Source organism: Enterococcus gallinarum NBRC 100675, assembly GCF_001544275.1.
Lineage (GTDB): Bacteria > Bacillota > Bacilli > Lactobacillales > Enterococcaceae > Enterococcus_D > Enterococcus_D gallinarum.
In genome coordinates, this window is sequence record NZ_BCQE01000008.1 from 37961 (window position 1) to 59315 (window position 21355).

Sequence of the window (21355 nt, forward strand, 5' to 3'; positions counted from 1 at the left end):
TAAAAGAACCACTTCTTTTTTTAAAATTGAGAATTGTTATTTACTCCAAACATCGCTATATTCCGGTTTACGTTCAAACTCTTTTTTTGCAAATGGACAGAGTGGAATGATTGTTTTCTTTTCCGCGCGCGCTTTTTCTACCCCTTTTGCCACTAACTTTTCCGCCAGTCCTTGACCACGATAGGCTGGATCGACAAATGTATGATCAATGATCATTCGTTTTGTTCCTGCATTCGACCAAGTCATTTCGCCGATCTCTTTCTCGCCGTCTAATAAGGCAAAACGATTTTTTTCTTCTTTAATTTCCATTAGTTTTCTCCCCTTTGAATAAATTTTAATGCGCCGCTTGGACAAGATTGGATCACTTGAGCAACTTGTTCTTTTTGACCATTATCGGGAATGACCCACGGTCGACGTCCTACCTCAAAAACAGTTGGATTACCTCTAACACACTTCCCACTGTGAATACAAATGTCTTTGTGATAATAAACATCAAATGCTGAGCCATGATATTTGCGATACCCATCAGCAAGCAACTGTTCCTCTGGGTGTTCTTTTAAGTGCTCTGTCATTGTTTTCCCTCCGTCACTGCTTGACTTTTATTGACCGCCTTCATCATAAGCTAAATCAACAAAAAAATAAAACAATCGCCATTTATACGTAAAAGATTTAGCAGAAAAAATCAACTCTATTAGAAAAAACTGCAACATAAGCACTTCAACAAACAAACGATCCGAAGACACATCGAATCCTCTCTACAATCCGATCCTCGTCCCTAGTCACAGAGAGAAGAATTCTTTCTTAAGTCCAGTTTGGATCGTTTCGTCTGTTTTTGCTTCTGTTACAGCTCTATTCGCTTGATTTCATTTGATAGTGATTACTGAAAAGAACCTTAGTCATTATTGATCGCTGTTAGATGAACCATTTGTGTTGCATAGTCGCCGGATAAAGCAGGATCAATATAGAAACCGATCTGCATCAATTCATCGCCGCCGATTTTATTTTTCCCCATTTGATACAATGTATCTGCTGCTAATCCCGCCAATTTGAGAGTGATTAGCGGTGCAGATGCTTCGGCTAATACACGGAAATAGAAAACAATCGCTTCTTGTTTATCTTCAGAAACGTACATCCACGCAGTATCATTTCCTACAAAAGGACTCAGCAAGCGAATAAACGTGCCATATTGGAAGAGTTGTCGATGTTTTTTATAAAAGGCAACTTGCTCTTTGATGGCTGCTTTTTCTTCATCGGTCATTGTCGTCAAATCCAGCTCATAGCCCAAGACACCAGACATTGCAACGTTTCCACGGATCGCTAAGTCAGTGATCCGCTGTGTCTGATGGTTAGGCACTGCTGAAACATGCGAACCCATGCTAGAAGCCGGATATGACAGGCTGGTTCCATACTGGATTTTCAAACGGGCCACCGCATCGGTATTATCACTCGTCCATATCTGCGGCATGTAATACAAGAAACCTGCATCAAAACGACCGCCCCCGCCAGAGCATCCTTCAAACAAAATAGTAGGATGAGCAGCTGTCAATCGTTCTAAAAAGTCATACAGACCTAAAATATAGCGATGGAACACCTCCCCTTGCTGGGTAGGATCTAACAACAATGAATAGACATCCGTCATATTGCGATTCATGTCCCACTTAATATAATCAATGGGTACTTCGTTAAATAGAAGGGCTAACTGATCAAAAATATGTTTCCGAACATCTTCTCTAGAAAAGTCCAATACAAACTGACTGCGACTTAATGCTGGAGAACGTCCAGGTACTTTTAAGGCCCACTCGGGGTGCTGACGATACAACTCGCTCGCTTCTGAGATCATTTCCGGCTCTAACCAGAGACCGAATTTCAAGCCCTTCTGATGGACTTTTTCCGCAAACCCTCGCAGACCAGAAGCTAACTTTCCTTTATTCTCATACCAGTCACCCAGAGAAGTCAAATCATTTTCTCGTGCACCAAACCAACCGTCATCCAAAACAAACAATTCAATCCCCAATACCTTCGCTTCATCGACGATCTGCTCCAGTTTTTCTTCATCGAAATCAAAATAAGTGGCTTCCCAGTTATTGATCAACGTCGGACGTTCAGTCAGCTGATACTGTCCACGAATAAGATGACTATTATAAAAGCGATGATAGGTTTGTGACATTTGGTTGAGCCCTTGATTACTATAAACTGTAACCACTTCTGGTGATTGGAAGCTTTTCTGAGGCGGTACTGTCCAGGCAAATCGATAACTGTTGATGCCCATGATGAGCCGCGTTTGATCATAAGGGTCTTTTTCGATAATCGTTTCGTGATTGCCGCTATACAGTAAACTAACGCCATAGCATTCTCCCGAGAATTCTGTTGTAGCGGGATCTGCCAGAATAACGAAAGGATTCTGTTGATGGCTGCTGGAACCTCGCTTGCTGTCCAATTTCTTGATACCTGTCTGAACTGGTTCTCGACTGATTTGCCGTTCTTTCGCCCATGCGCCATTCAATTGAATCAAATCAAGCGGTCGGTTGGGAAAATCCAGTGATTGACTGGCTAGTTGATGGATAACGATTGGTTCAAGACCGTCATTTTTTAAGGCACTTGAACGAATGATTGCTGAGGTATCAGTAAAAATACTATAGTTCAAAACTAATTCAAGCGCGGCAACTTCATCTCGCAATATGATTTGCAACGTTTCGATTTCTTGCGGAGCACCGTGAGTTTGAGGCAAACCCGCAAGTGCTGGTTTGCCTTGACTGATTTCATGGCTTTGATAGATAAAATGCGCAACATGACTGCCATTTGGCAGTTGGATATCATATGCCGCTTCACGAAAATCACCGAACCCATTCCCAGGAAATTCCATCATCAGCGTATCCAGCGAGAATAAGCGATCATTGCTGCCTGCTGGATTTGGCGAAAAAGAACGATCTAATCGTGGGTAACGATAATGGCCAGAATAATGGGTAATTTTCTTTCCAAAGTAGATATGCGCTAAATTTCCACCTTCTTCGATCTGCATCACATAACTGATTTTGTTGTTGCTTAAATGAAAAATTTGGTTTTTTTTATCAAAATGGATCATTTCATTTCCTCGTTTTCTCTTTTCTTTACTTCACAGAACCTAACATGCCTTGTACGAATTGTTTTTGTAATACGAAAAAGATAATCGCTGTTGGCAAAGTAGCGATCACGATGCCGCACATCATCATGCCGTAATCCGGTGTATAGGAAGCCCCCATTGCAGATAAAACCAACGGAACTGTCCGTTTATCCGGTGATTGCAAGGCAACTAATGGCCACAAGTAGTTGTTCCAGCTATTCATAAAGGTTATGATCGCTGCTGCTGCATAAGTATTTTTGGCAGTAGGCATATAGACTCGCAAGAAAATACTTAACTCATTTAGCCCATCGATGCGGGCTGCTTCTACTAATTCTTTAGGAAAAGCTTTGATATTTTGGCGGAAAAAGAAAATCAGGAATGCTGTACAAACAGAAGGTAAAATGACCACTGCAAAAGTATTGATTCCGATTGGGGTTCCGCTAAGCTGACTAAACATGCGGTATAAAGGAATCATCAAAGCCGCAAAAGGAACCATCATCGATAAGAGTAAAATATTGAAAATGCGATCTTTTGTTTTGGTTCGATAGATCTCGAACCCATAGCCTGCCATGGAAGAAAACAGCAATGCGAAGACGGTCGTAATGACCGCAATCACTGCAGAGTTGCCCAAAGCACGAGTGAAGTTCAGTTCAGAAGCAAATAAATTTTGGAAATTGATCACCAACTGATCACCGATCATGATTTTTCCCGCCACAATGTCAAAGGTTTGATTGGTCATTCCCAATACCATCCAGACAAATGGAAAGACGGAAATAAAGGCCAAAAGACCTAGGAAAAGATACTTTAAGCTTAAAGAGAGTGTTTTCAATTTTCTTTCCCTCCTAATTTTGTTTGGATAACGGATAAGACCACAATAGCGATCACGATCACAAAGGATACTGCCGCCGCATAGCCAAAGTTCGGGGTGAATTTATAACTTAAATTGTAAATGTACTGCGAGAGCGTGGTGGTTGCATTGGCAGGTCCCCCACCCGTAATATTTTGTACTTCGTCAAATAACTGCAATGTTCCGATCGTTGAAGTAATTGTTGTGAATAAAATGATCGGCCGTAAATTAGGAATAGTTATCTTGAAAAGTTGATCCCATTTAGTAGCACCATCAATTTCAGCAGCTTCATAGATGCTAGGATCAATGTTTTGCATACCAGAAATAAAGAAAATCATATTGTAGCCTGTCCAGCGCCAAGTAATAGCAAAAATAATCAAGACTTTTGCCCAGAAGGGATCCGTTAGCCATTGAATCGGCACCTCAATCAAATGAATTTGCATTAAAAAATTATTGACTAACCCATTCGCTGAGAATAAACTTTTCATGATCAACGAGTAAGAGACCAATGAAGTGATACAAGGTAAAAACAAGGCTGTTCGGAAAAGACCTTTGAATTTTAATTTTTTGTCATTTAATATGTTCGAGACGATCAATGCCAAAAACAGCATGATCGGTACTTGGATCAATAAGTATAAAAATGTATTACCAAAAGCTTTCTTGAAGGTTGAGTCACTCAGCATCCGCTGATAGTTTCCCAAACCGTTGAATGACATCGTTGTCGGCGGTCCCGACTGGAAAGACGTAAAAAGAGCTGAAATCATAGGAACAAATACTAATAGTGTAATCAAGATCACAGGCAAAGAAATAAACGCGTTTCCATTCGCAAACCAATTTTTCGATTTATTTTTCATGGTGATTCCTCCTTCAAACGACACTATGGCACCAATCTAATGACTATACGAACGATTGCTGCTCAACAATCTCCTCTAATGGGAAATTAGTGGTACCAGCAGCTATCGTTCGTATCTGATTTGTTGATTATGAAACCATAGCTAAATGATTTGCTCAGTTTGCGATTTGTGCTTCTACTTGTGTTTGTGCATCTTCTAGTACTTTATCGATATCTTCCCCATTGATTACTCGCTGCAAGCTTTCTGTCAATACAGATTCGATCGCATAAGTATGATTGCCGTAGTTGACGGCCGGGATCTCTTGTGACCATTGAGAGAAGTCTTGGAAAACTTTTTGTCCTCCATAAAAATCAAGTCCTGAAGTATATTCTTTTGTCTCTTCGGCAGCATTCATCGTTGAAACCAGCCCAATTTCAGTTGCCAATGTTCCCATCAATTCTTTATTTGAAGCAAACGTATTCGCTAAAAAGTCTTTCGCATTCTCTTCACCAGCTACGCCTTTAATGACATACCACCCTGCTCCGCCAATACTTGATGCGTTCACTGAATTGCCACCAGCAAGTGCCGGAATCGGTGCAATCGCCCATTTGCCGCTTTGATCTTCAGCCCCTTGAATCGTACTAGAATACCAAGCGCCTGTTGGTGCTGCAGCAACATTTCCGGATTGGACTGCATTGACGCCGCCATCCCAATCAGAGACTTGTTCAACTAAGCCTTCATTCAGTAGTGTCGCCAATACATTCAAGCCGGCTTTGAATGATTCGTTGTCTTTGATCGTTACTGTGGTGCCGTCTTCACCGGTATACCATTCACCAGCTGACTGCATGATGATCCGTGCCAATCCCAAATCGCTTGGATCCAGAGACATCATGGCATGTCCCGTTTTCTCTTTGACATCTTTGGCAATTTGAATAAAGTCATCCCAGGTAATATCTTGGAGATCAGCAGCTTCATATCCTGCATCTGCTAAATAATCTGTACGATAAAACAGCCCTGCTACCCCACTATCAAAAGGTACACCGTAGATCACATCATCGATTTTGTTGACGGCGAATTTGTAGCTGGAAAAGTCATCTTCATTGACAATATCAGTTAAGTCGCTGAAAGCATCCGGATAGGAAGATAAATAGCCTTGAATACGATAGTCTTCGATCAAAACGATATTTGGCAAGCCATCCGTATTGCCTGATGCTAGACTAGTGTTCAACTTTTGAACGATGTCATCTTGTGACATGGTCACTACTTCCACATCAACATCCTTGTTTTCATAAACCTTTTTCGCTTCATTGACAGCTTTGATATTGAAAGTCTCATCCCAGGCCCAAACTGTAACCTTATCAGAAGAACCTCCAGTGTCACCAGTACTTTCGTTGTTGCTGCCACAAGCTGTCAATGTCAATACAGTAGCGGCAGTCACAAGTGATGCAAGCAATTTTTTCATTTTTCTCCCTCTTTCCTTTTAATTACATTTTTACTATACACTGGAGTTGTAAACGGATACAATACGTGTGAAAGAGCTTACTAAAATAGTCCAAAAATAGAAAATTTTTACCAATACCTTTCTTTTTTGAAAGCGTTTATACTAGAATAAAGAAATAGGGGGGATACCATGCATCATTTACATACAGTCTTGCTTGTGGATGACGAGACCACTATTCGTGATGGATTAAAACATATGATTCGTTGGGAGCAAGAAGGTTTTCGCTTGCTGGGAGATGCAGCAAACGGACAGGAGGCTCTAACCCTGATCCAGCAATTACGACCAGAGATCGTGATCACAGATTTAAAAATGCCGCAAATGGACGGCATCCAATTAACAACCATCATTCAACAACAATACCCAACTATCCATTTTCTGGTATTGAGCAGTTATGATGATTTTCACTATGTCAGTCAATCTTTTAAGAACGGTGCCATTGATTACTTGTTAAAGCCAACATTGACGCCTGCTTTGTTTCTGAAAGCCCTAAATACCATCCGCGAAAAAATATCTGATACCCGTCAAATAACCGCTGAGGTTCCATTGCAAGAATCTTTGAATCGCTATCTGGCTGGGTATGAAGAACCACTTACTCCTTTTGCTGACTATCTTGAAATAGCTATGAAACAGCATCTATGTTTTCTTTATACGAATGTCAGTTATTTTCGTTCTACTGAGCAGCTTTTTCATGCATTGACAGAATTCTCGCAATCGAATTCTCGCTTGAAAACATTGGCGTTCAAGACCAGTAATAATGATGCGGGACTATTGATCAGTTACGCAGAAGAAAGTGATTTTTTTGCTTCTTTGAAAAATTGTTTGGACCAGTTGAACTATACCGAACCAAATGCTTTTTTTACCCTTGGATGCCCGTTTGAATCGATTGAAGACTTGCGTTCGGCTTTTCTGACTCTCAAAGATAAAAGTCGTGAACAATCGTTTTTTTATAAGCAGCAGCGGCTTGTCTTGGAACAAGAGCTTTTTTTGTATATGGAAAGTGATCGTTTTGATACAAAAAAATTTTTACGGGCATTATTAGACAATAATTTTTTATTGGGGATTACACGTATCGAAGACTATTTCAATGAGATGATTCTATCAAATGTCGATCCTAACTTTCTGAAGCAGCAGGCCAGCAGTATTTTTTATACGCTGTTGTCCCGCTTAGAAGAAGAATTTCCAACAGCTCCCCGCTTTAGTCGCTTGCGAGCGGAATTTCTCCATGAGATCGGACATGTCTTGTATTTAGAAGATTTTTCCGATTTGTTATTGTCAACGATCGATGAGGTACGTCTGCAATTGACGACACTTTCCCCTATGGATGAAGATGACTTACTGGTCTCGATCCAGCGCTTCATTCAAGACAATTATATGAAGAGCCTCTCACTATCTGAGTTGGCAGAAACGTTCCACTTTAGTTATACCTACTTGTCAGCTTTCCTTTCTTCAAAATTAAAAATGAGTTTCTCCGATTATTTGAAAAATACTCGTCTAGAAAAAGCCAAAGAGTTGCTGATCCAATCTGAGTTGAATTTGTCAGAAATCAGTGAAGCAGTTGGTTATTCCGATATCAGCTATTTTTCTCGAATCTTTAAAAAAGAATTTCAAGTCACTCCTTCTAAGTATCGGCGGTTGAACCAATTATGAGAATCCAACAGTGGCTCAAAAAAAATGAATTGTTCAGCCGAATCTTTTTGTTTGTTGTGGTAGGAGTAATCAGTGTTTGTTTACTGACAGTGATCGTTATCTATGGACGGTCCAAAGATGCTTATGTGGCTTCGTATCAGAGCTCGAACCGCTTGCTTTTGGATAAGATCCAAGAAGATTATGAGCGCTTGAATGAGAATATCAATCGTATTTTTGATGTCGTCGATGAGAGCAAAGCCGTAGAAAATTATTTAAAAGGACAGCTAAATCAGGGAAGAACGATTTTAGAACTCAATGAGCAATTGAAAGATACTCGCTCGCTTTTTCAAACGATTCCTTCCAACTTGGTCTTGATTGGAACGAACGGACGATCATTCTTTCAAAATGATGCTGTCCGAAATCAGTCGGTTGAAACTTTTTTGGCAAGTAAATTTACGCAGCAAATCAATGAAAATGAGGCTATTAGTCAATACTATTTTCTGGAGCAAGGGTTGAGTACTTCTACGAGCCATTCACCAGGACTGATGTACGTACGGAAATTAATGAAAGACGATGCTTTATTCGGTTACGCATTGATTTTTTTGAAAGAATCTGATTTTTCTTCTATTTATCGGCAGTTGTTAGACACAACATTGCATACCATCTACGTGGTCAATGATCAAGGACAGATCTTGTCCACTTCTGAAGAACAAAAACTAGGAACAGCTTTTGATCCAGCAATGATCGAAGTGAAAAATGATTCTGTTAATCAAATGCCTCTTTATTCTTATCAATTCACATTTTATGATCTGCTAGATGAATCTCATTTAGTACGTAATATGAATCTGATCAAACCCGCCGTATTGATCGCTTTTCTTAGTATTTTGCTTTTTAGTCTGTTCGCTTTCTGGATCATTCGAACGATCACACAACCTATCTATCAATTGATCGACAAGCTGCCGGCAGTCACACAAGGTGATTTCAGCAATAAGGTCTCGATCAATGGCACGTATGAAACGCAAGAACTAGGTCGTGCCTATAATTTGATGCTGGAAGATTTAGAATCCTATGTCGACCATTTGATGATCACCGAAGCGGAAAAACGCAAATTTGAGATCCGTTCCTTACAGATGCAAATCCAACCGCACTTTGTTTATAATACACTAACAGCAATCAAATTTTTGATTTGGCAAAATGAACAGGAGAAAGCAACTCAAGCCATCGATAGTTTCGTCCAATTGCTTCGCCATACATTCAACCGCAAAGAGATCGTTCCATTAAAGGATGAACTAGCCATCGTAGAAGAATATCTGATCCTGATGAACGTTCGCTATGGTGACCGGATTCAATCAACAATCTTCTCCGCAGAAGAATGTGAAAATTGTTTGGTTCCTAAAATGATCTTGCAGCCAATCATCGAAAATGCTTATCTGCATGCGTTTCCTGAAGAAGAAAAAGGCTATATTCAAATCTTTTCTCGCATCAGTAAATCAGGGCTAATCCTCGAAATCATTGATACAGGTATCGGCTTTGATGAAGCATCCTCGTTGAATAAGAATCAGTCGATCGAACATTATTCTGGTATCGGATTGGAGAATATTGATCAAAGAATCAAGTTGCTCTACGGGGAAAAATATGGCTTGACCGTTGTCTCTCGCGTCAATGAAGGAACTACTGTACGCCTATTACTACCAAAGCAGTAAGCAGTATAACTATTGAAAGAACACAACAAAATCCAACCATTAGCACTCCGGCTATTTTTCTCAACTTTTAGAAAAACAGCTTCCTCAGAGGGCAGATGGTTGGATATATTTTGATAGTAATCGTTTAAGTTTTCATCATTGGAGGCAATGACTTGTTGATACAAAAACCAACCATCAATGATCCGTCTCCCATGGGGATACTGCATTGATGATTGGTCACTCACTACTATTTTCGAGTTTCTCTTTTTCCTTTAGATCCGATTTTCATGATCGGCAGTTTTGACTAAGTTCGCTCCGACCATGCCGCCGATCGATGTTAGAACTAGTCCTAAGACCATTGCTACAAAGCCCCAAATTGATGCTTTAGCAGTTGCATCACTTACTTCATCAGCTTTTTTACGCGCATCTTTGACTGCTTGATCGATATCTTGTTTTGCTTGTTCAAGATTTTGTTGTGCTGTTTCAATTTGTTGTTGTGCTTCATCAGAAGCTTTTTGCAACCCATTGACAATATTTTGTGTAGCTTCTTGTGCCTCTTGTTGATTTAGATCGGTATTTTTTGCTACCGCATTTGAAATGGCATCTTCATCAACGGAATCGCTGATTTTCGTTGCCCGATCTTGTAGTTTTGTTGAAAGATCATCGATGATTTCGTCTGCTTTATTTGGATCCGTAGCGATTTTCTTACCTGCATCGGTAATATCACTCGTTGCATCAGAAACTTGATCTTGCAAATAGTTTGGCTGCAATTCAGGAACGTCAGTATCTTTTAATACGTCGCGGACGTCCGTTTGCAATTGATCTGTATCAATATCTCCCATGTTTCCTGTAATCTCATCAAAGGCTTTTGATGCGACATCTGCTGTTCCTGATGCGACATTCTCTACGCCACTTCCGACAGCTGAAGCGATATTGCCCAATAGTGAACCAACTACAGAAAAAGCTCCAATTGTTAAATATGATAACATAACGATCGTAACGATCATACTGGTTGCCCAAGTAAGAAATCCATGGACCAAACCAACGCGTCTAGCTGCTACACCAGAAACAAATCCTGCGCCGAATAATGAAAGAATCAATGTCACAACAGTCCAAATCATCAAGCCTGTTCCCACACCATCCAGCGGGTTGTTTGAAGTAGGTTCTACCATTCCAAATCCGATCGCTGAGCCGATTAATGAAAATGTCATAAATAATGCAATAAACGTCACGACTCCTGCGAAAATTGAGCCCCAGGATAAGTTATAACCTGCCTCCCGCTCATTTGCTCCTAAATAATCTCTAAATCCGTGTTTCATTTTACACCCTCCTTTTTTTCCTCTAAAACCAGTCTAACAACCCTACGTTTTTTTATCAATCAAGACGACTTACCGCTCGCCCAGAAGTAAAAATACATTTGTTTTTCTATTCATCAACACTAGCTTTTCAACTTATATTTATTAGGTTTTGTTACCATTTATTGAAAGATAATAAAAATAATCGTTTTTGAAGAAACCCACGCCATTCTCAATTGCCTCCTAACCATTCTCACTTTTAAATGAACAACAATTTTTCAGATTATTTCCATGTAAACAAAAAAGCACAACTAACAACTCTCTTTTTCTCTAAAAATAATCGTCAAAAAGCTTTTGTACCGCCTCTTTCTAAGTTCAGCATGTAGGATTTCCTAAGGAGCAGCATCGTCTATTTACAGAAATCACATGGACAAAAATAAGTACACTCACTTGTCACTGTTTTTTAACTTGTAGGAACAGGTATTATGTGTTATTTTAAAAACAAAAAATCTTCTTATATCGTTCGTTTATTAATTACGTACATATATTTAAAAACCGAATAATTATTCTACAGTGATTCTTTTACTCTAAAAAAACGCATAAAAAAAAGAGAAAATCTGCTATTTTTGAATAGCGATTTTCTTCACATAAAATCCAACGATAATTTTACACCAAGATTATTTAATTACACAACACGACAAAAGAAGAACTTTTTTAATCAAAAATTGGCATCTCAAACTTACATTTTTGATTCATTATTAAATAATATTTATGATAATATTTTTAAAAGGAGGATGATTATGTTTGAAGATCTGTTACTCACCAATCATGCAAAGAAAAAATTAGCAATTTTGACTTATTTAAATGAGAATACCAATCAACCAATCAATATCAGTAAAATCGCCGAGCATCTGGGCTTGTCTTATCATGGGATAGCACCACTCATAGAGGAAATGCAACAAGAGTTTTCAACCCTTTATCAAGTTTCGTTATGTGAAAAAGGTTTCAAGGTTCGTTCCTTAGAAGAACCACTTTCCTATTCTCTTTATCAGAAGTATTTGATTCAGGAAAGCCTTGCTTTCCAACTTCTACTTACATCGATCATGAACCCGGAAATGACCATCAATGATTTTTCAACTGTTCATTTTGTCAGTCATTCAACGATCACCCGGGCACTTAAACCACTGAAGACTTATTTACTGGGAAAAGAAATCCATTTGAATGTTTCTCAGTTGAAACTAACTGGAAATGAAATCAATATCCGTTCATTTTACGTTCAAATTTTAACTTATTTAGAGAACTCACCATTAGAAGCGGATTACTTAACGGACTTCGTTGATCAAACGGTTTTGATCAACGAATTAGCATTACAAAAGTTTTCTCCTGTTAACCAACGACTGATCTTAGTCATTTTATTTGTATCCAAACTTCGATTCGAACAAGGCTATTTGCTTAACCCAATCAATGGCTTTGAAAAATTATTTTCAAAGATGAACCATCCTCTAGAAAAATATTTTATGGCATTTATGACTGACGAAAAGCAAGTAACTTATCAGATCAATTATGTCAAAGGAATGCTGTTCTTTCTAGTCCGTTTCGCTGAGCCAACACCAGAAAGAGCTGCTCTACTTTGTGATTTCTATGAACAGATCAAAGAAGATGATCCCATTTTTCATGAGTTTATGGCTGATTTTAGTCACGTATTATTACCAGAAATCGTTGGGATCCCTTTTGATGAAGAAGTATTTTCTGAAATTCAAAAAGATAGCTTCATTATTCTGTATATTTTTTATGCAAACAATGGCCTATTGATTGATTTTTGGTCTCAAAATGAGTTGAATCTATCCTTTCAAAAGAAAGGATTTACAAATCTACAGAAAAAGATTCGTCCGTTTTTGACAAAATACACTCGACGTGTTGGGTATGAATGGCTCAAAAAAGCCAAACCGCTAGTCCTAGACTATCTGACTTTCTTCATATATCCGTATTATCAACAGCATCATTTACAAAAATTACAGGTGGGAATCATTCCTTCATTGAATTTATCAGCCATTCAGCAAATCAGTTTTTTATTGGATCAAATTCAATTTGTGGACTATGATATCGTAAGAAACCACGAAAAAGACTTTGACTATTACATCGTTCCAGCAAATAGATTGTTGCCAGCAATTGAGTATCCTGCTTATGTCATGGAAGAAACTGAGACTCTAAAAGAGTTGTCGCCATTATTTGACGCTTTATGGGAGGAATATCTGACAATCAACGATTTTTCGATAAACTAAAAAAACCAGTGGCTTCCTTTTTGGAATGCCACTGGTTTTCTGTCTATCATTCTTGATTTAAACATAGGAAAAAGCAGAAATCGCTGTTTTTCTGCTTTTTCCTACTTCAAGTTCCTGTTTCCTCCTAAGATCGACAGCCTGGAATACCTGCTAAGCAGGACTTTGGGGAGAGGTCAACGACCTTGGAGGAGCAAATAGTAAATTATTACTAGAAACCACCTATTTTTGCGTTACTGAAATCTGATGTTGATCAGATTTACTGAACGAACTTTTAGCGTAAGAAAGAAAAAATGTTGATCATATTTTCAACAACTTCCCATGGAAACCCAAATAATTGGAACATTTTCTTTTCCTCCTTTAATTGACTTTCCTTCAGTTTAATTGGAAAATAGTACTATAGTTGATTTGGACTATTTTTTCGTCCACCTAATTTCTAGGTGCATTTAGGAGGTGCTTTTTTGGAAGCCAATCTATTACTGAAAAAGTTACGTACTGAACGTAATCTTTCCCAAAGAAAGTTAGCAGCCGATATATCTGAGCGGAGCACGTTAGCTACTTTTGAACAAAAAGGACATCGAATTGCTTTTGATATTCTTTACAAATACCTTGATCGCTTGAATGTGACTCTCGAAGAATTTGAGTATCATTTGACAAACAATCAACTAAATGAAAAGAAGCAACTCTCGAAACAATTTCACAATGCTTATTACCAACATGATTTTGATCAGCTAGCAACCTTGATTGACGAGTCAAAAACAACCTACCAAGAAACACAAGACTTTTTCTACTATCTGCTTTATAGCCAGTACTATTTGATCCTAAAGAAAAAGGGTTTTCTACATACCATCGATGAAACAGAAAAAATCGAGGCAGCGATAAAGAGCTACCTCGACAAAATCGAAACCTGGGGAAAATTTGAAATCACCATATTTGCAAATCTAATGTTTCTTTTCACGGACGAATATATTTTGTTTCAAATCGAGCAACTAAATAAGCAGGAGTTTTATAATAATTTGCTTAGTCTCAATTATCATATTTATTCTAAGTTGTTGACTAATGCTGCCTTTCTTTTCATTGACCGCAATCAGATCGATCATCTTAAACAAATTTTGTTTTATATGACCAAAAATATTCCATTGGACAACGACCGGATTCGATTGATGATCCGCTATTTCGAAGGGATCATCGCGATCTTCCATGGTGAAATCGAAACTGGAAAACAAACAATCACAAAAGCAATTGAGATCCTACACTTTTTAGGTCAATCTGCCTACGCTGCTGAACTATCAGAATTAGCAACCAACGTCCTTTTATCAGTGGCACCATCTGAAGAACCTTTTTTATAATGTCGCTGCTGGAAAAATCTGTATAGGATTAAAAAAAACGATCTGAAAGTCTTCTTTCTGCGCCAATACTTGTTAGCAGAAAAGAGTATCTTTCAGATCGTTTTCTTTAATTGATTAACCCAATGGAAGCTTTCCATTCAAGTACTCGTTTGACGGAAGCATCGATGGCTGCTTCCGGATAATTACCACTTCTGACAGCCTCCACAATCACTGGGATCTGTTGCTGATAGGTAGATGACATCACTAAATCATTCCCTGCTTCTAATGCTCTCAGCCCTGCTTCTGATTGGGAAATAAAGTCAGCTAGACCCGCCATATCCATGTCATCCGTCATGATTACTCCTTTGAAACCCAGCTGCTTCCTCAATAATTCATGGACAGGCTTCGAGATTGAGGCTGGCGCGCTGTCATCAATACTTGTGACAATATTATGTGAGACTAAAATACTGTCAGCTCCTGCTTTGATCCCGGCTTCAAAAGGTAAGAAATCATTTGTCTCCAACTCTTCTAACGGGCGATCATCGGTAACGATCTCTACATGTGAATCACGGTTATTGCCGTAACCCGGAAAATGCTTCAATGTCGAACCAATCCGATTCTCTTTTAAAACAGCAATGTTTCTACGAACAAATTCACTGGTTCCTGCTGCATCTAAACCTATGGTTCGATCGTAGATAAATGAATTAGGGTCAGTGGATACATCGGCGACCGGAAACAGACCGGTAGAAATGCCATATTCGTGGAAAATAGCTGCCTTTTGAGCAGTATCTTCTTCAATTGCTTGCCAGCCCCCTTGTTGGTAAAGTTGCTGAGGGGATAAAAATGGTGTTTGTACCAATGCAGGGTTGCGACTGATTCGAGTGACAGTTCCCCCTTCTTCGTCCATTCCGATCAGCAAAGGTATTGAACTGGCTTGCTGATAATCAGCAATCTTTTGCTTCAACGTCTCAGCTGTCTCATTCTCCGTATCACGTCCGAATAAGACATAGCCGCCTAAATGATAGGTTTGTATATCTTCGACTTGATTGATTTCAGACACTCGTACAAAAAATAGTTGCCCGACTTTTTCTTCTAGACTCATTTGGTCAATCCGCTTATCAATCGTCGTTTCCTCCTCAGTTGTTTTTTCGGGAATGCTCGACTCGGTACTTAGAGAACTTGTTGACGTTGTTTGTGAAGCGTTTGTCGGTTCTTCCCCATTTGTCTGTTGGTCCATCAGCCACTTCATTCCACCTATAATGAGCAACAGAAGCAAAATAAAGCCACCCATAAGGATCCCTTTTTTATTCATAAATTCCTCCAGTTCATAAATTCCTCGTCTTGTTTTATATCAGCCTATTTTAGCATGCCTTTTAAGGTAAAAAAAGCGAACACGACACACTTAAGTGTACTGTTCGCTTTAATGGATGTTTGTTTTTTATTCTTTTTTTGTTGCTAAAACGATCAGGTAAAACGCCGAGTCAAGCGTTTATAAGGCACTGCGCGCCCAACGAAATAGATCAAAACTGTCTGAATAGGAAACATGATAACAGCTTTCATCAATCGAGCCGACCAAATTGCCCAGCTTGTTAATGGAATATTCAGCATCATTGCCAACCAGATCGGTGTCAATATCAATGTGATCAAAAGGGTATTCAGCAAGACCACTGTTGCTGCCCGTTTCCAAGTTACTTCCTTTCTATAAAAAAAGTAACCGTAGATCAACCCACCTACGAATGCATTGATCGTAAATCCGAAGAAATAAGCGGATTTAGGGAATAAAATCATTCCTGCTATATCAGCAACCGAAGCCCCTACAGCAGTCCAGAATGGCCCAAAAAGCATCCCCATAATCAACTCAGGAACAAAAGTGAAGGTGAGTTTCAAATAGGCTGTTTCAAACCCCAAAATTTGCGACAAGACCACCATCAGGGCAATCAAAAGCCCCATGACCGCGATCATGTGTGCGTCGACTTTTCTTTTCATAACGAGCATCTCCTTTTAGAGCTGCTACAAATTCATGCAGCGAATGCGAAAATAAAACCGCGAACGAATCGTTCTTCGTCCAAAAGGCAACATCCCATCCTTTCGGCACTTAACGCTTTATTTCCTACTCTGATTTATTTAGGTATCTCTACCCAGACAAACTATAGCACAGATTCTAGTGGTCTTCAATTTTAGTCTCTTTAATGACAGCTGTTTTTAAAGAATCGTTCGTTTTTTGCCGTATCTTGCGCAAAAATTAAGGCAGAACAGTAGTGGAACCCAATACTACTGCTCTGCCTCTTTGATTAACGTTGATCAGCCAATGATATTATCGTTGATCAACACACGCTTGATGTTTTTCAATTCGTGGGCAATCTCAACTTGCTCGATCGTCAAACGTTGATTTACTTCTTCCATCGAATGGATTTCTTTGTTCAATTCATTGACGTTGTTTACCAAATTTTTCAGTGCTTCTAAAATCAATTGATTGCTGTCCATTATTCCTACACTCCTTGTCTTTATTCTTCCCTCGAACGTTCCGAAATAGCGGCGCTTTCGACGACTTTTTTGGTTTTATAAAAGAATTTGTACAGTACGATAACAACGACCGGAATCACTCCGCAAATGATATAGATTTGAGAATAATTAAACATTCCGTTCAAGCTACCCAATGCATAAGGACCGACACCTAATCCTAAATCTAGACCAATGAAATAAGTAGAAAGTGCAACACCGATCCGATGAGAATCGACTTCTTTTAGACATACGGCTTGTCCATTAGACATGAATGTACCATAGCCAAGTCCAACAAAACAGCCAGAAATCAACAGCAGCAAGCTATTGCTGGTAATACTCAACAAGAACAATCCTAATGTCAAGAAGATAAAACTTGGATACATCACTGCATCTGCACCACGACGATCAAACAAGCGACCTGTCATTGGACGAGTGAAGGTTACGGATAATGCATAAACAACAAAGAAAAATGCGCCAGCGGTTTCTAGGCCAAGATTTCCGGCATAAATAGAAAGGAAACCTAATACACTGGAATAAGACAACCCAATCAAAAAGGCCAGACCTGAAATAAACAAGACTTTTGGCTCAACAAAACTGCTGAATGACCATTTCTTTAGTTCTGCTCTGTGTTCTGGTGTTAAGGAAATATTTTTCACTGGGAAAGCGAAACAAGCAATGGCTGTTACTATCGAAAGAACAGTTGCTAATAGAATAATAAAATCAAAACCAAAAGAGGGTAACAGCAGCATTCCGATAAATGGACCGACAGCAGCTGCTAGACTCGTGCTTAATCCATAATAGTTGATTCCTTCTCCATGTTTTGAAGAGGGGATGTACGCCGTAACAATTGCATTTGCCGCTGTAGACACTGCTCCATAGGCAAAACCATTCAAGAAACGGACACCATCCAAAATCATGATATTCGATGAAATCAAATAAGCCGCCGTAGTTATGACATAAAAAATCATTCCCCAACGTAAGATGGCTTTTCGTCCAACTAGCTCCAATACCTTACCAATATACAAGCGGGCAATCAATGTTCCTATAATATAGATCCCTGCTGCAAACCCAGCTTGCGCAGCGGAAGCCCCTAATTCTTGCGTAGCAAACTTTGCCGTGATGACGACAAAACAATAATAGACCAGAAAAACAATAAAATTAATCAATGTAATAGTAATAAAACCTTTGTTCCATAGTTTTTCTGTTTGTTGCTCCTGTTCTGACATGTTGTGTTTTGCTCCTTTTTTATTGTTTCTTTGTTTCATCATCCTCTTTCTCAGATGACAGGTCTAACTATACCTGATATTTCAAGAGCGCAAATTCGCTTTTGTTGCTGAAAAAAAACAAAAACATAATACATTAACATTTGTTATTGCTTTTTGAGTTAGAATGTTCTTTAATTAAAAAGGAATATTCACCCAGATTTGGCGAATGTGACTGTTCATTGAAAAGGAAACACTATAGGAATAAGAGGAGTGCTTTGTTTGGCAAAACAGCTATTAATGGACTATTTAGAACAAAATAATATTCCAGTAGTCATACGTAAAAAAAGAAGTTATTTGACGTATGAAGGAATCCCTGATCGTTATGTCTATATTTTGAAAAAAGGGATCATCAAGACAAGTGTCGTCACTCATGAGGGGCGTGAATTCAATTTGCGCTATATGAATGATTTCGATATTGTTTCTCTTTTTAAAGATGAATCTTCACAAGAAGTCGAAGCGCCCTTCAATGTGCGGGTCGAGTCAGAAGAAGCCGAATTATATAAGATCGTGCGCGATCAATTCTGGACAGACGTCAATCAAAATCGGGCGTTGCAAGATTATGTCAAAGAGTACTATCGCAAAAATCTGATGTACTCCATGAAAAAAATGCAGCAAATGCTGATGAATGGCAAATTTGGTGCGGTCTGTACACAATTGAATGAATTATACGAAACCTTTGGGGTCCCAATGGGTGAAGGAACCTTGATTGATTTTGAGGTAACCAATGAGGAAATCGCCCGCTTTTGCGGTATCACTTCAGCAAGTAGTGTCAATCGAATGATGCAGCGGTTGAGAGAAAGCGGTGCTATCAAGACTCAAGACCGGAAACTGTTGGTTTTAGATATCGGGTCGATTCGCGAAAATATTATTTATTAAAAAAGGCAGCTAGTCTAATGAAATTCGACTAGCTGCCTTTTTGTTTAACGTGTTTTGTATTGTTTGAACTAGATGAAATGAACTGTTTCTGCTACCGTAATCGTCGGATCTAATGATTGGATGACTGGACAATTCGGAGAAACGAGTTTGAGACAGCGAATGGCTTTTTCTTGATATTCCGCTGAAATCCGCGCATAAAAATCGATCTGGATCGAAGAGATCGGCTCTGCTTTCTTCGTAGAATCTCTCGTATAACTGACTTCGATTTTTTCAATCTCAGCAGGCACATGGGAATTTTCCAAAACAGAAGTGTACACATAACCGCCACAAGCTGCGGCTGCAGTTACAAGCATCTGAACCGGTGAGTATCCTAGTTCTCGAGCCAAGACCCAGTTGCCATTTTGCTGTGGTAATTCTAATTTATCTTTTCCTTGAACCAGTGTTAAGGTTTCAACTGTCATTTCTTTTCTCTCCTTACATAATGTTCTTTTTCTACTTCTATCCATTCAAAAAGAGGACTTAAAGTGATCGTTTCTTGGATGTCTTTCTGATCCATTGCTGCTCGAGCCAGAATTGGATCAGCGATTGGTGCTGCTGCCAATAGTTTCTTTGTATAAGGATGCTGAGGGCTTTCAAAGAGTCGCTTTGTTGGCGCCAATTCAACCAATTTTCCTTGATACATGACTGCGGTGCGGTCACTGATATGACGGATCACGGATAAATCATGGGAAATAAACAAATAGGACAATGAAAATTCTTTTTGCAGCTTTAGGAGTAATTGAATGATCTGCGCTTGAATCGACACATCTAATGCAGAAGTTGGTTCATCACACAAGACAAAGGCTGGTCGATTAACGACTGCTCGGGCAATCCCGATCCGTTGACGTTGTCCACCACTGAAATTCCGAGGAAATTTATGGATGTCCTCTCCTTTGATTCCAACGATCGCAAGTATCTCTTTAGCCTTTGCTCGTGCAGCGTCTTTCGTTTCTTTCAGTAAAGGCTCCATCACTAACTCCAAAGCAGTCATTCGTGGATTCAACGCAGAATAAGGATCTTGAAAAATTACTTGCATCTGCTGATAGCGTTTCTTTTGTTCCTCTGGTGACAAACTTGCCAGCTCTTGTCCCTCAAAAAAGACTTTGCCTGCAGATAAAGTTTCCAGATTCAAAATACTACGGCCTAATGTTGTTTTACCACTGCCTGATTCTCCTACAAGGCCTAGAGTTTCGCCCCGATGGATCGTCAAACTAACATTCTCTACTGCACGGACTTCTGTCACTACCCCACGCCAGTTTTTGCTTCGAAACGTTTTGCTGGCCTCTTCGACTCGTATCAATTCCTTCAATTGATTGCCCCTCCTTCCCAAACACGATGCGTCTCAGAGATTTTCCGAGCGTGTAACACATCAGGAAGATCTTCCTGATAGTCAAAGATAACTGTTTCTTCTTTATCCCCTAAGTGGGCGGCCTCGAGCAGTTGCTTCGTATAGAGATGCTGAGGTTGATAGAAAATTTCTTCAGCAGTCCCTTCCTCTACCACTCTTCCTTGGTACATCACCTTGATAAAATCACACATACCAGCGACAACCCCAAAATCATGGGTCACCAGAACGACCGAAAGGTTCTCTGCTCGCTGCAATTCCTTGATCAATGCCAAGATCTGAGCTTGAATCGTTACATCTAATGCAGTCGTTGGTTCATCTGCAATCAGCAACTTCGGCTGTGCCAACAGTGCCATAGCGATCATGACCCGCTGCCGCATCCCCCCTGATAATTCATGGGGATACTGCTTCATCCGCTGTTCAGGAAGGGGTATCCCTACCTTGTTCAACTCCGCAATGGCAATTGTTTGCGCAGCTTTTTTTGACATCTTCTGATGTCTGCGAATGACTTCAATCAAGTGATACCCGATGGTTCGCAAAGGGTTCAATGATGTCATTGGATCTTGAAAAATCATGGCTAGCGGTAATTTGCTGCGATCAACAACTGGTTGGCCTTCAAAAACAAACGAGTCAAAGGAATCGGAGATATTTTCTGGTAAGATCCCCATCACGCTTTTCATCGTCATACTCTTGCCACTGCCTGATTCACCGACGATCCCCACGACTTGTCCTTTAGGAATGACTAGGTCGATTTCTTTCAGCAGCTGCTGATTTCCTTGTTTTCTATGAAAAAACACGTTTAAGTTTTTCACCGTCAGTAATGGCTCTGTCATGCTT

The 21355-nt window shown here is 39.5% G+C and carries 19 protein-coding genes and 1 riboswitch; of the genes, 5 read left to right on the forward strand and 14 right to left on the reverse strand.

Annotation, left to right across the window (positions count from 1 at the left end):
• Positions 1-36: 36 nt before the first annotated feature.
• From EG2_RS05910 to EG2_RS05935, 6 genes are all read right to left on the reverse strand, one after another.
• On the reverse strand, positions 37-309 hold the full coding sequence (locus EG2_RS05910) for a GNAT family N-acetyltransferase (RefSeq protein ID WP_003126008.1): 273 nt from the start codon (positions 307-309) through the stop codon (positions 37-39).
• The gene (locus tag EG2_RS05915) at positions 309-572 is read right to left on the reverse strand and encodes a (4Fe-4S)-binding protein (protein ID WP_060813935.1); all 264 of its coding nucleotides are present in this window, start codon (positions 570-572) and stop codon (positions 309-311) included. The genes EG2_RS05910 and EG2_RS05915 overlap by 1 nt, the downstream gene beginning before the upstream one ends.
• Before the next feature lie 320 nt (positions 573-892).
• Positions 893-3082 carry an alpha-galactosidase gene (locus EG2_RS05920; RefSeq protein WP_060813936.1) on the reverse strand — a complete coding sequence of 730 codons (2190 nt, stop codon included), beginning with the start codon at positions 3080-3082 and terminating at the stop codon, positions 893-895.
• Between the two features lie 25 nt (positions 3083-3107).
• Positions 3108-3929, reverse strand: coding sequence for a carbohydrate ABC transporter permease (locus EG2_RS05925; RefSeq protein ID WP_060813937.1), 822 nt, complete (start codon positions 3927-3929; stop codon positions 3108-3110).
• Positions 3926-4801, reverse strand: coding sequence for a carbohydrate ABC transporter permease (locus EG2_RS05930; protein WP_021150076.1), 876 nt, complete (start codon positions 4799-4801; stop codon positions 3926-3928). The genes EG2_RS05925 and EG2_RS05930 overlap by 4 nt, the downstream gene beginning before the upstream one ends.
• Before the next feature lie 154 nt (positions 4802-4955).
• The gene (locus tag EG2_RS05935) at positions 4956-6242 is read right to left on the reverse strand and encodes an ABC transporter substrate-binding protein (RefSeq protein WP_060813938.1); all 1287 of its coding nucleotides are present in this window, start codon (positions 6240-6242) and stop codon (positions 4956-4958) included.
• Between the two features lie 168 nt (positions 6243-6410).
• On the opposite strand from EG2_RS05935, the gene EG2_RS05940 reads away from it, so the two are divergent.
• Together EG2_RS05940 and EG2_RS05945 are read left to right on the forward strand one after the other, a co-directional pair.
• Positions 6411-7928, forward strand: a complete 1518-nt coding sequence (locus tag EG2_RS05940; RefSeq protein ID WP_060813939.1) for a response regulator transcription factor — start codon at positions 6411-6413, stop codon at positions 7926-7928.
• The gene (locus tag EG2_RS05945; protein WP_060813940.1) at positions 7925-9610 is read left to right on the forward strand and encodes a sensor histidine kinase; all 1686 of its coding nucleotides are present in this window, start codon (positions 7925-7927) and stop codon (positions 9608-9610) included. The genes EG2_RS05940 and EG2_RS05945 overlap by 4 nt, the downstream gene beginning before the upstream one ends.
• 251 nt (positions 9611-9861) lie before the next feature.
• On the opposite strand, the gene EG2_RS05950 is transcribed toward EG2_RS05945, so the two are convergent.
• Positions 9862-10908 carry a hypothetical protein gene (locus EG2_RS05950; protein WP_060813941.1) on the reverse strand — a complete coding sequence of 349 codons (1047 nt, stop codon included), beginning with the start codon at positions 10906-10908 and terminating at the stop codon, positions 9862-9864.
• A gap of 776 nt (positions 10909-11684) precedes the next feature.
• On the opposite strand from EG2_RS05950, the gene EG2_RS05955 reads away from it, so the two are divergent.
• Positions 11685-13166, forward strand: a complete 1482-nt coding sequence (locus EG2_RS05955) for a helix-turn-helix domain-containing protein (protein WP_060813942.1) — start codon at positions 11685-11687, stop codon at positions 13164-13166.
• Positions 13167-13624: 458 nt separating this feature from the next.
• The gene (locus EG2_RS05960) at positions 13625-14512 is read left to right on the forward strand and encodes an Rgg/GadR/MutR family transcriptional regulator (RefSeq protein WP_060813943.1); all 888 of its coding nucleotides are present in this window, start codon (positions 13625-13627) and stop codon (positions 14510-14512) included.
• A 106-nt stretch (positions 14513-14618) separates the two neighbouring features.
• On the opposite strand, the gene EG2_RS05965 is transcribed toward EG2_RS05960, so the two are convergent.
• The 4 genes from EG2_RS05965 to EG2_RS05980 form a co-directional block, all read right to left on the reverse strand.
• On the reverse strand, positions 14619-15803 hold the full coding sequence (locus EG2_RS05965) for a glycoside hydrolase family 3 N-terminal domain-containing protein (protein ID WP_060813944.1): 1185 nt from the start codon (positions 15801-15803) through the stop codon (positions 14619-14621).
• A gap of 152 nt (positions 15804-15955) precedes the next feature.
• Positions 15956-16486 (reverse strand): folate family ECF transporter S component, encoded by a 531-nt coding sequence (locus EG2_RS05970; protein ID WP_029486579.1) that lies wholly within the window; start codon positions 16484-16486, stop codon positions 15956-15958.
• 26 nt (positions 16487-16512) lie between these two features.
• Positions 16513-16611, reverse strand: a riboswitch (THF riboswitch).
• A 181-nt stretch (positions 16612-16792) separates the two neighbouring features.
• The gene (locus EG2_RS05975) at positions 16793-16975 is read right to left on the reverse strand and encodes a hypothetical protein (protein WP_003125992.1); all 183 of its coding nucleotides are present in this window, start codon (positions 16973-16975) and stop codon (positions 16793-16795) included.
• A 20-nt stretch (positions 16976-16995) separates the two neighbouring features.
• The gene (locus EG2_RS05980; RefSeq protein ID WP_115241650.1) at positions 16996-18219 is read right to left on the reverse strand and encodes an MFS transporter; all 1224 of its coding nucleotides are present in this window, start codon (positions 18217-18219) and stop codon (positions 16996-16998) included.
• A gap of 258 nt (positions 18220-18477) precedes the next feature.
• On the opposite strand from EG2_RS05980, the gene EG2_RS05985 reads away from it, so the two are divergent.
• A complete protein-coding gene (locus EG2_RS05985; protein WP_060813946.1) occupies positions 18478-19134 on the forward strand; it encodes a Crp/Fnr family transcriptional regulator in 657 nt (218 codons plus the stop codon).
• Positions 19135-19202: 68 nt separating this feature from the next.
• Here EG2_RS05985 and EG2_RS05990 read toward each other — a convergent pair whose 3' ends face one another.
• The 3 genes from EG2_RS05990 to EG2_RS06000 are packed head-to-tail and all read right to left on the reverse strand — an operon-like array spanning position 19203 to position 21351.
• Entirely contained in the window at positions 19203-19595 is a 393-nt protein-coding gene (locus EG2_RS05990; RefSeq protein WP_060813947.1) for an OsmC family protein, read from the reverse strand.
• Positions 19592-20482, reverse strand: coding sequence for an ATP-binding cassette domain-containing protein (locus EG2_RS05995; RefSeq protein ID WP_060813948.1), 891 nt, complete (start codon positions 20480-20482; stop codon positions 19592-19594). Before EG2_RS05995 ends, EG2_RS05990 begins: the two co-directional genes overlap by 4 nt.
• Positions 20479-21351, reverse strand: a complete 873-nt coding sequence (locus EG2_RS06000; RefSeq protein ID WP_060813949.1) for an ABC transporter ATP-binding protein — start codon at positions 21349-21351, stop codon at positions 20479-20481. Before EG2_RS06000 ends, EG2_RS05995 begins: the two co-directional genes overlap by 4 nt.
• Positions 21352-21355 lie beyond the last annotated feature (4 nt).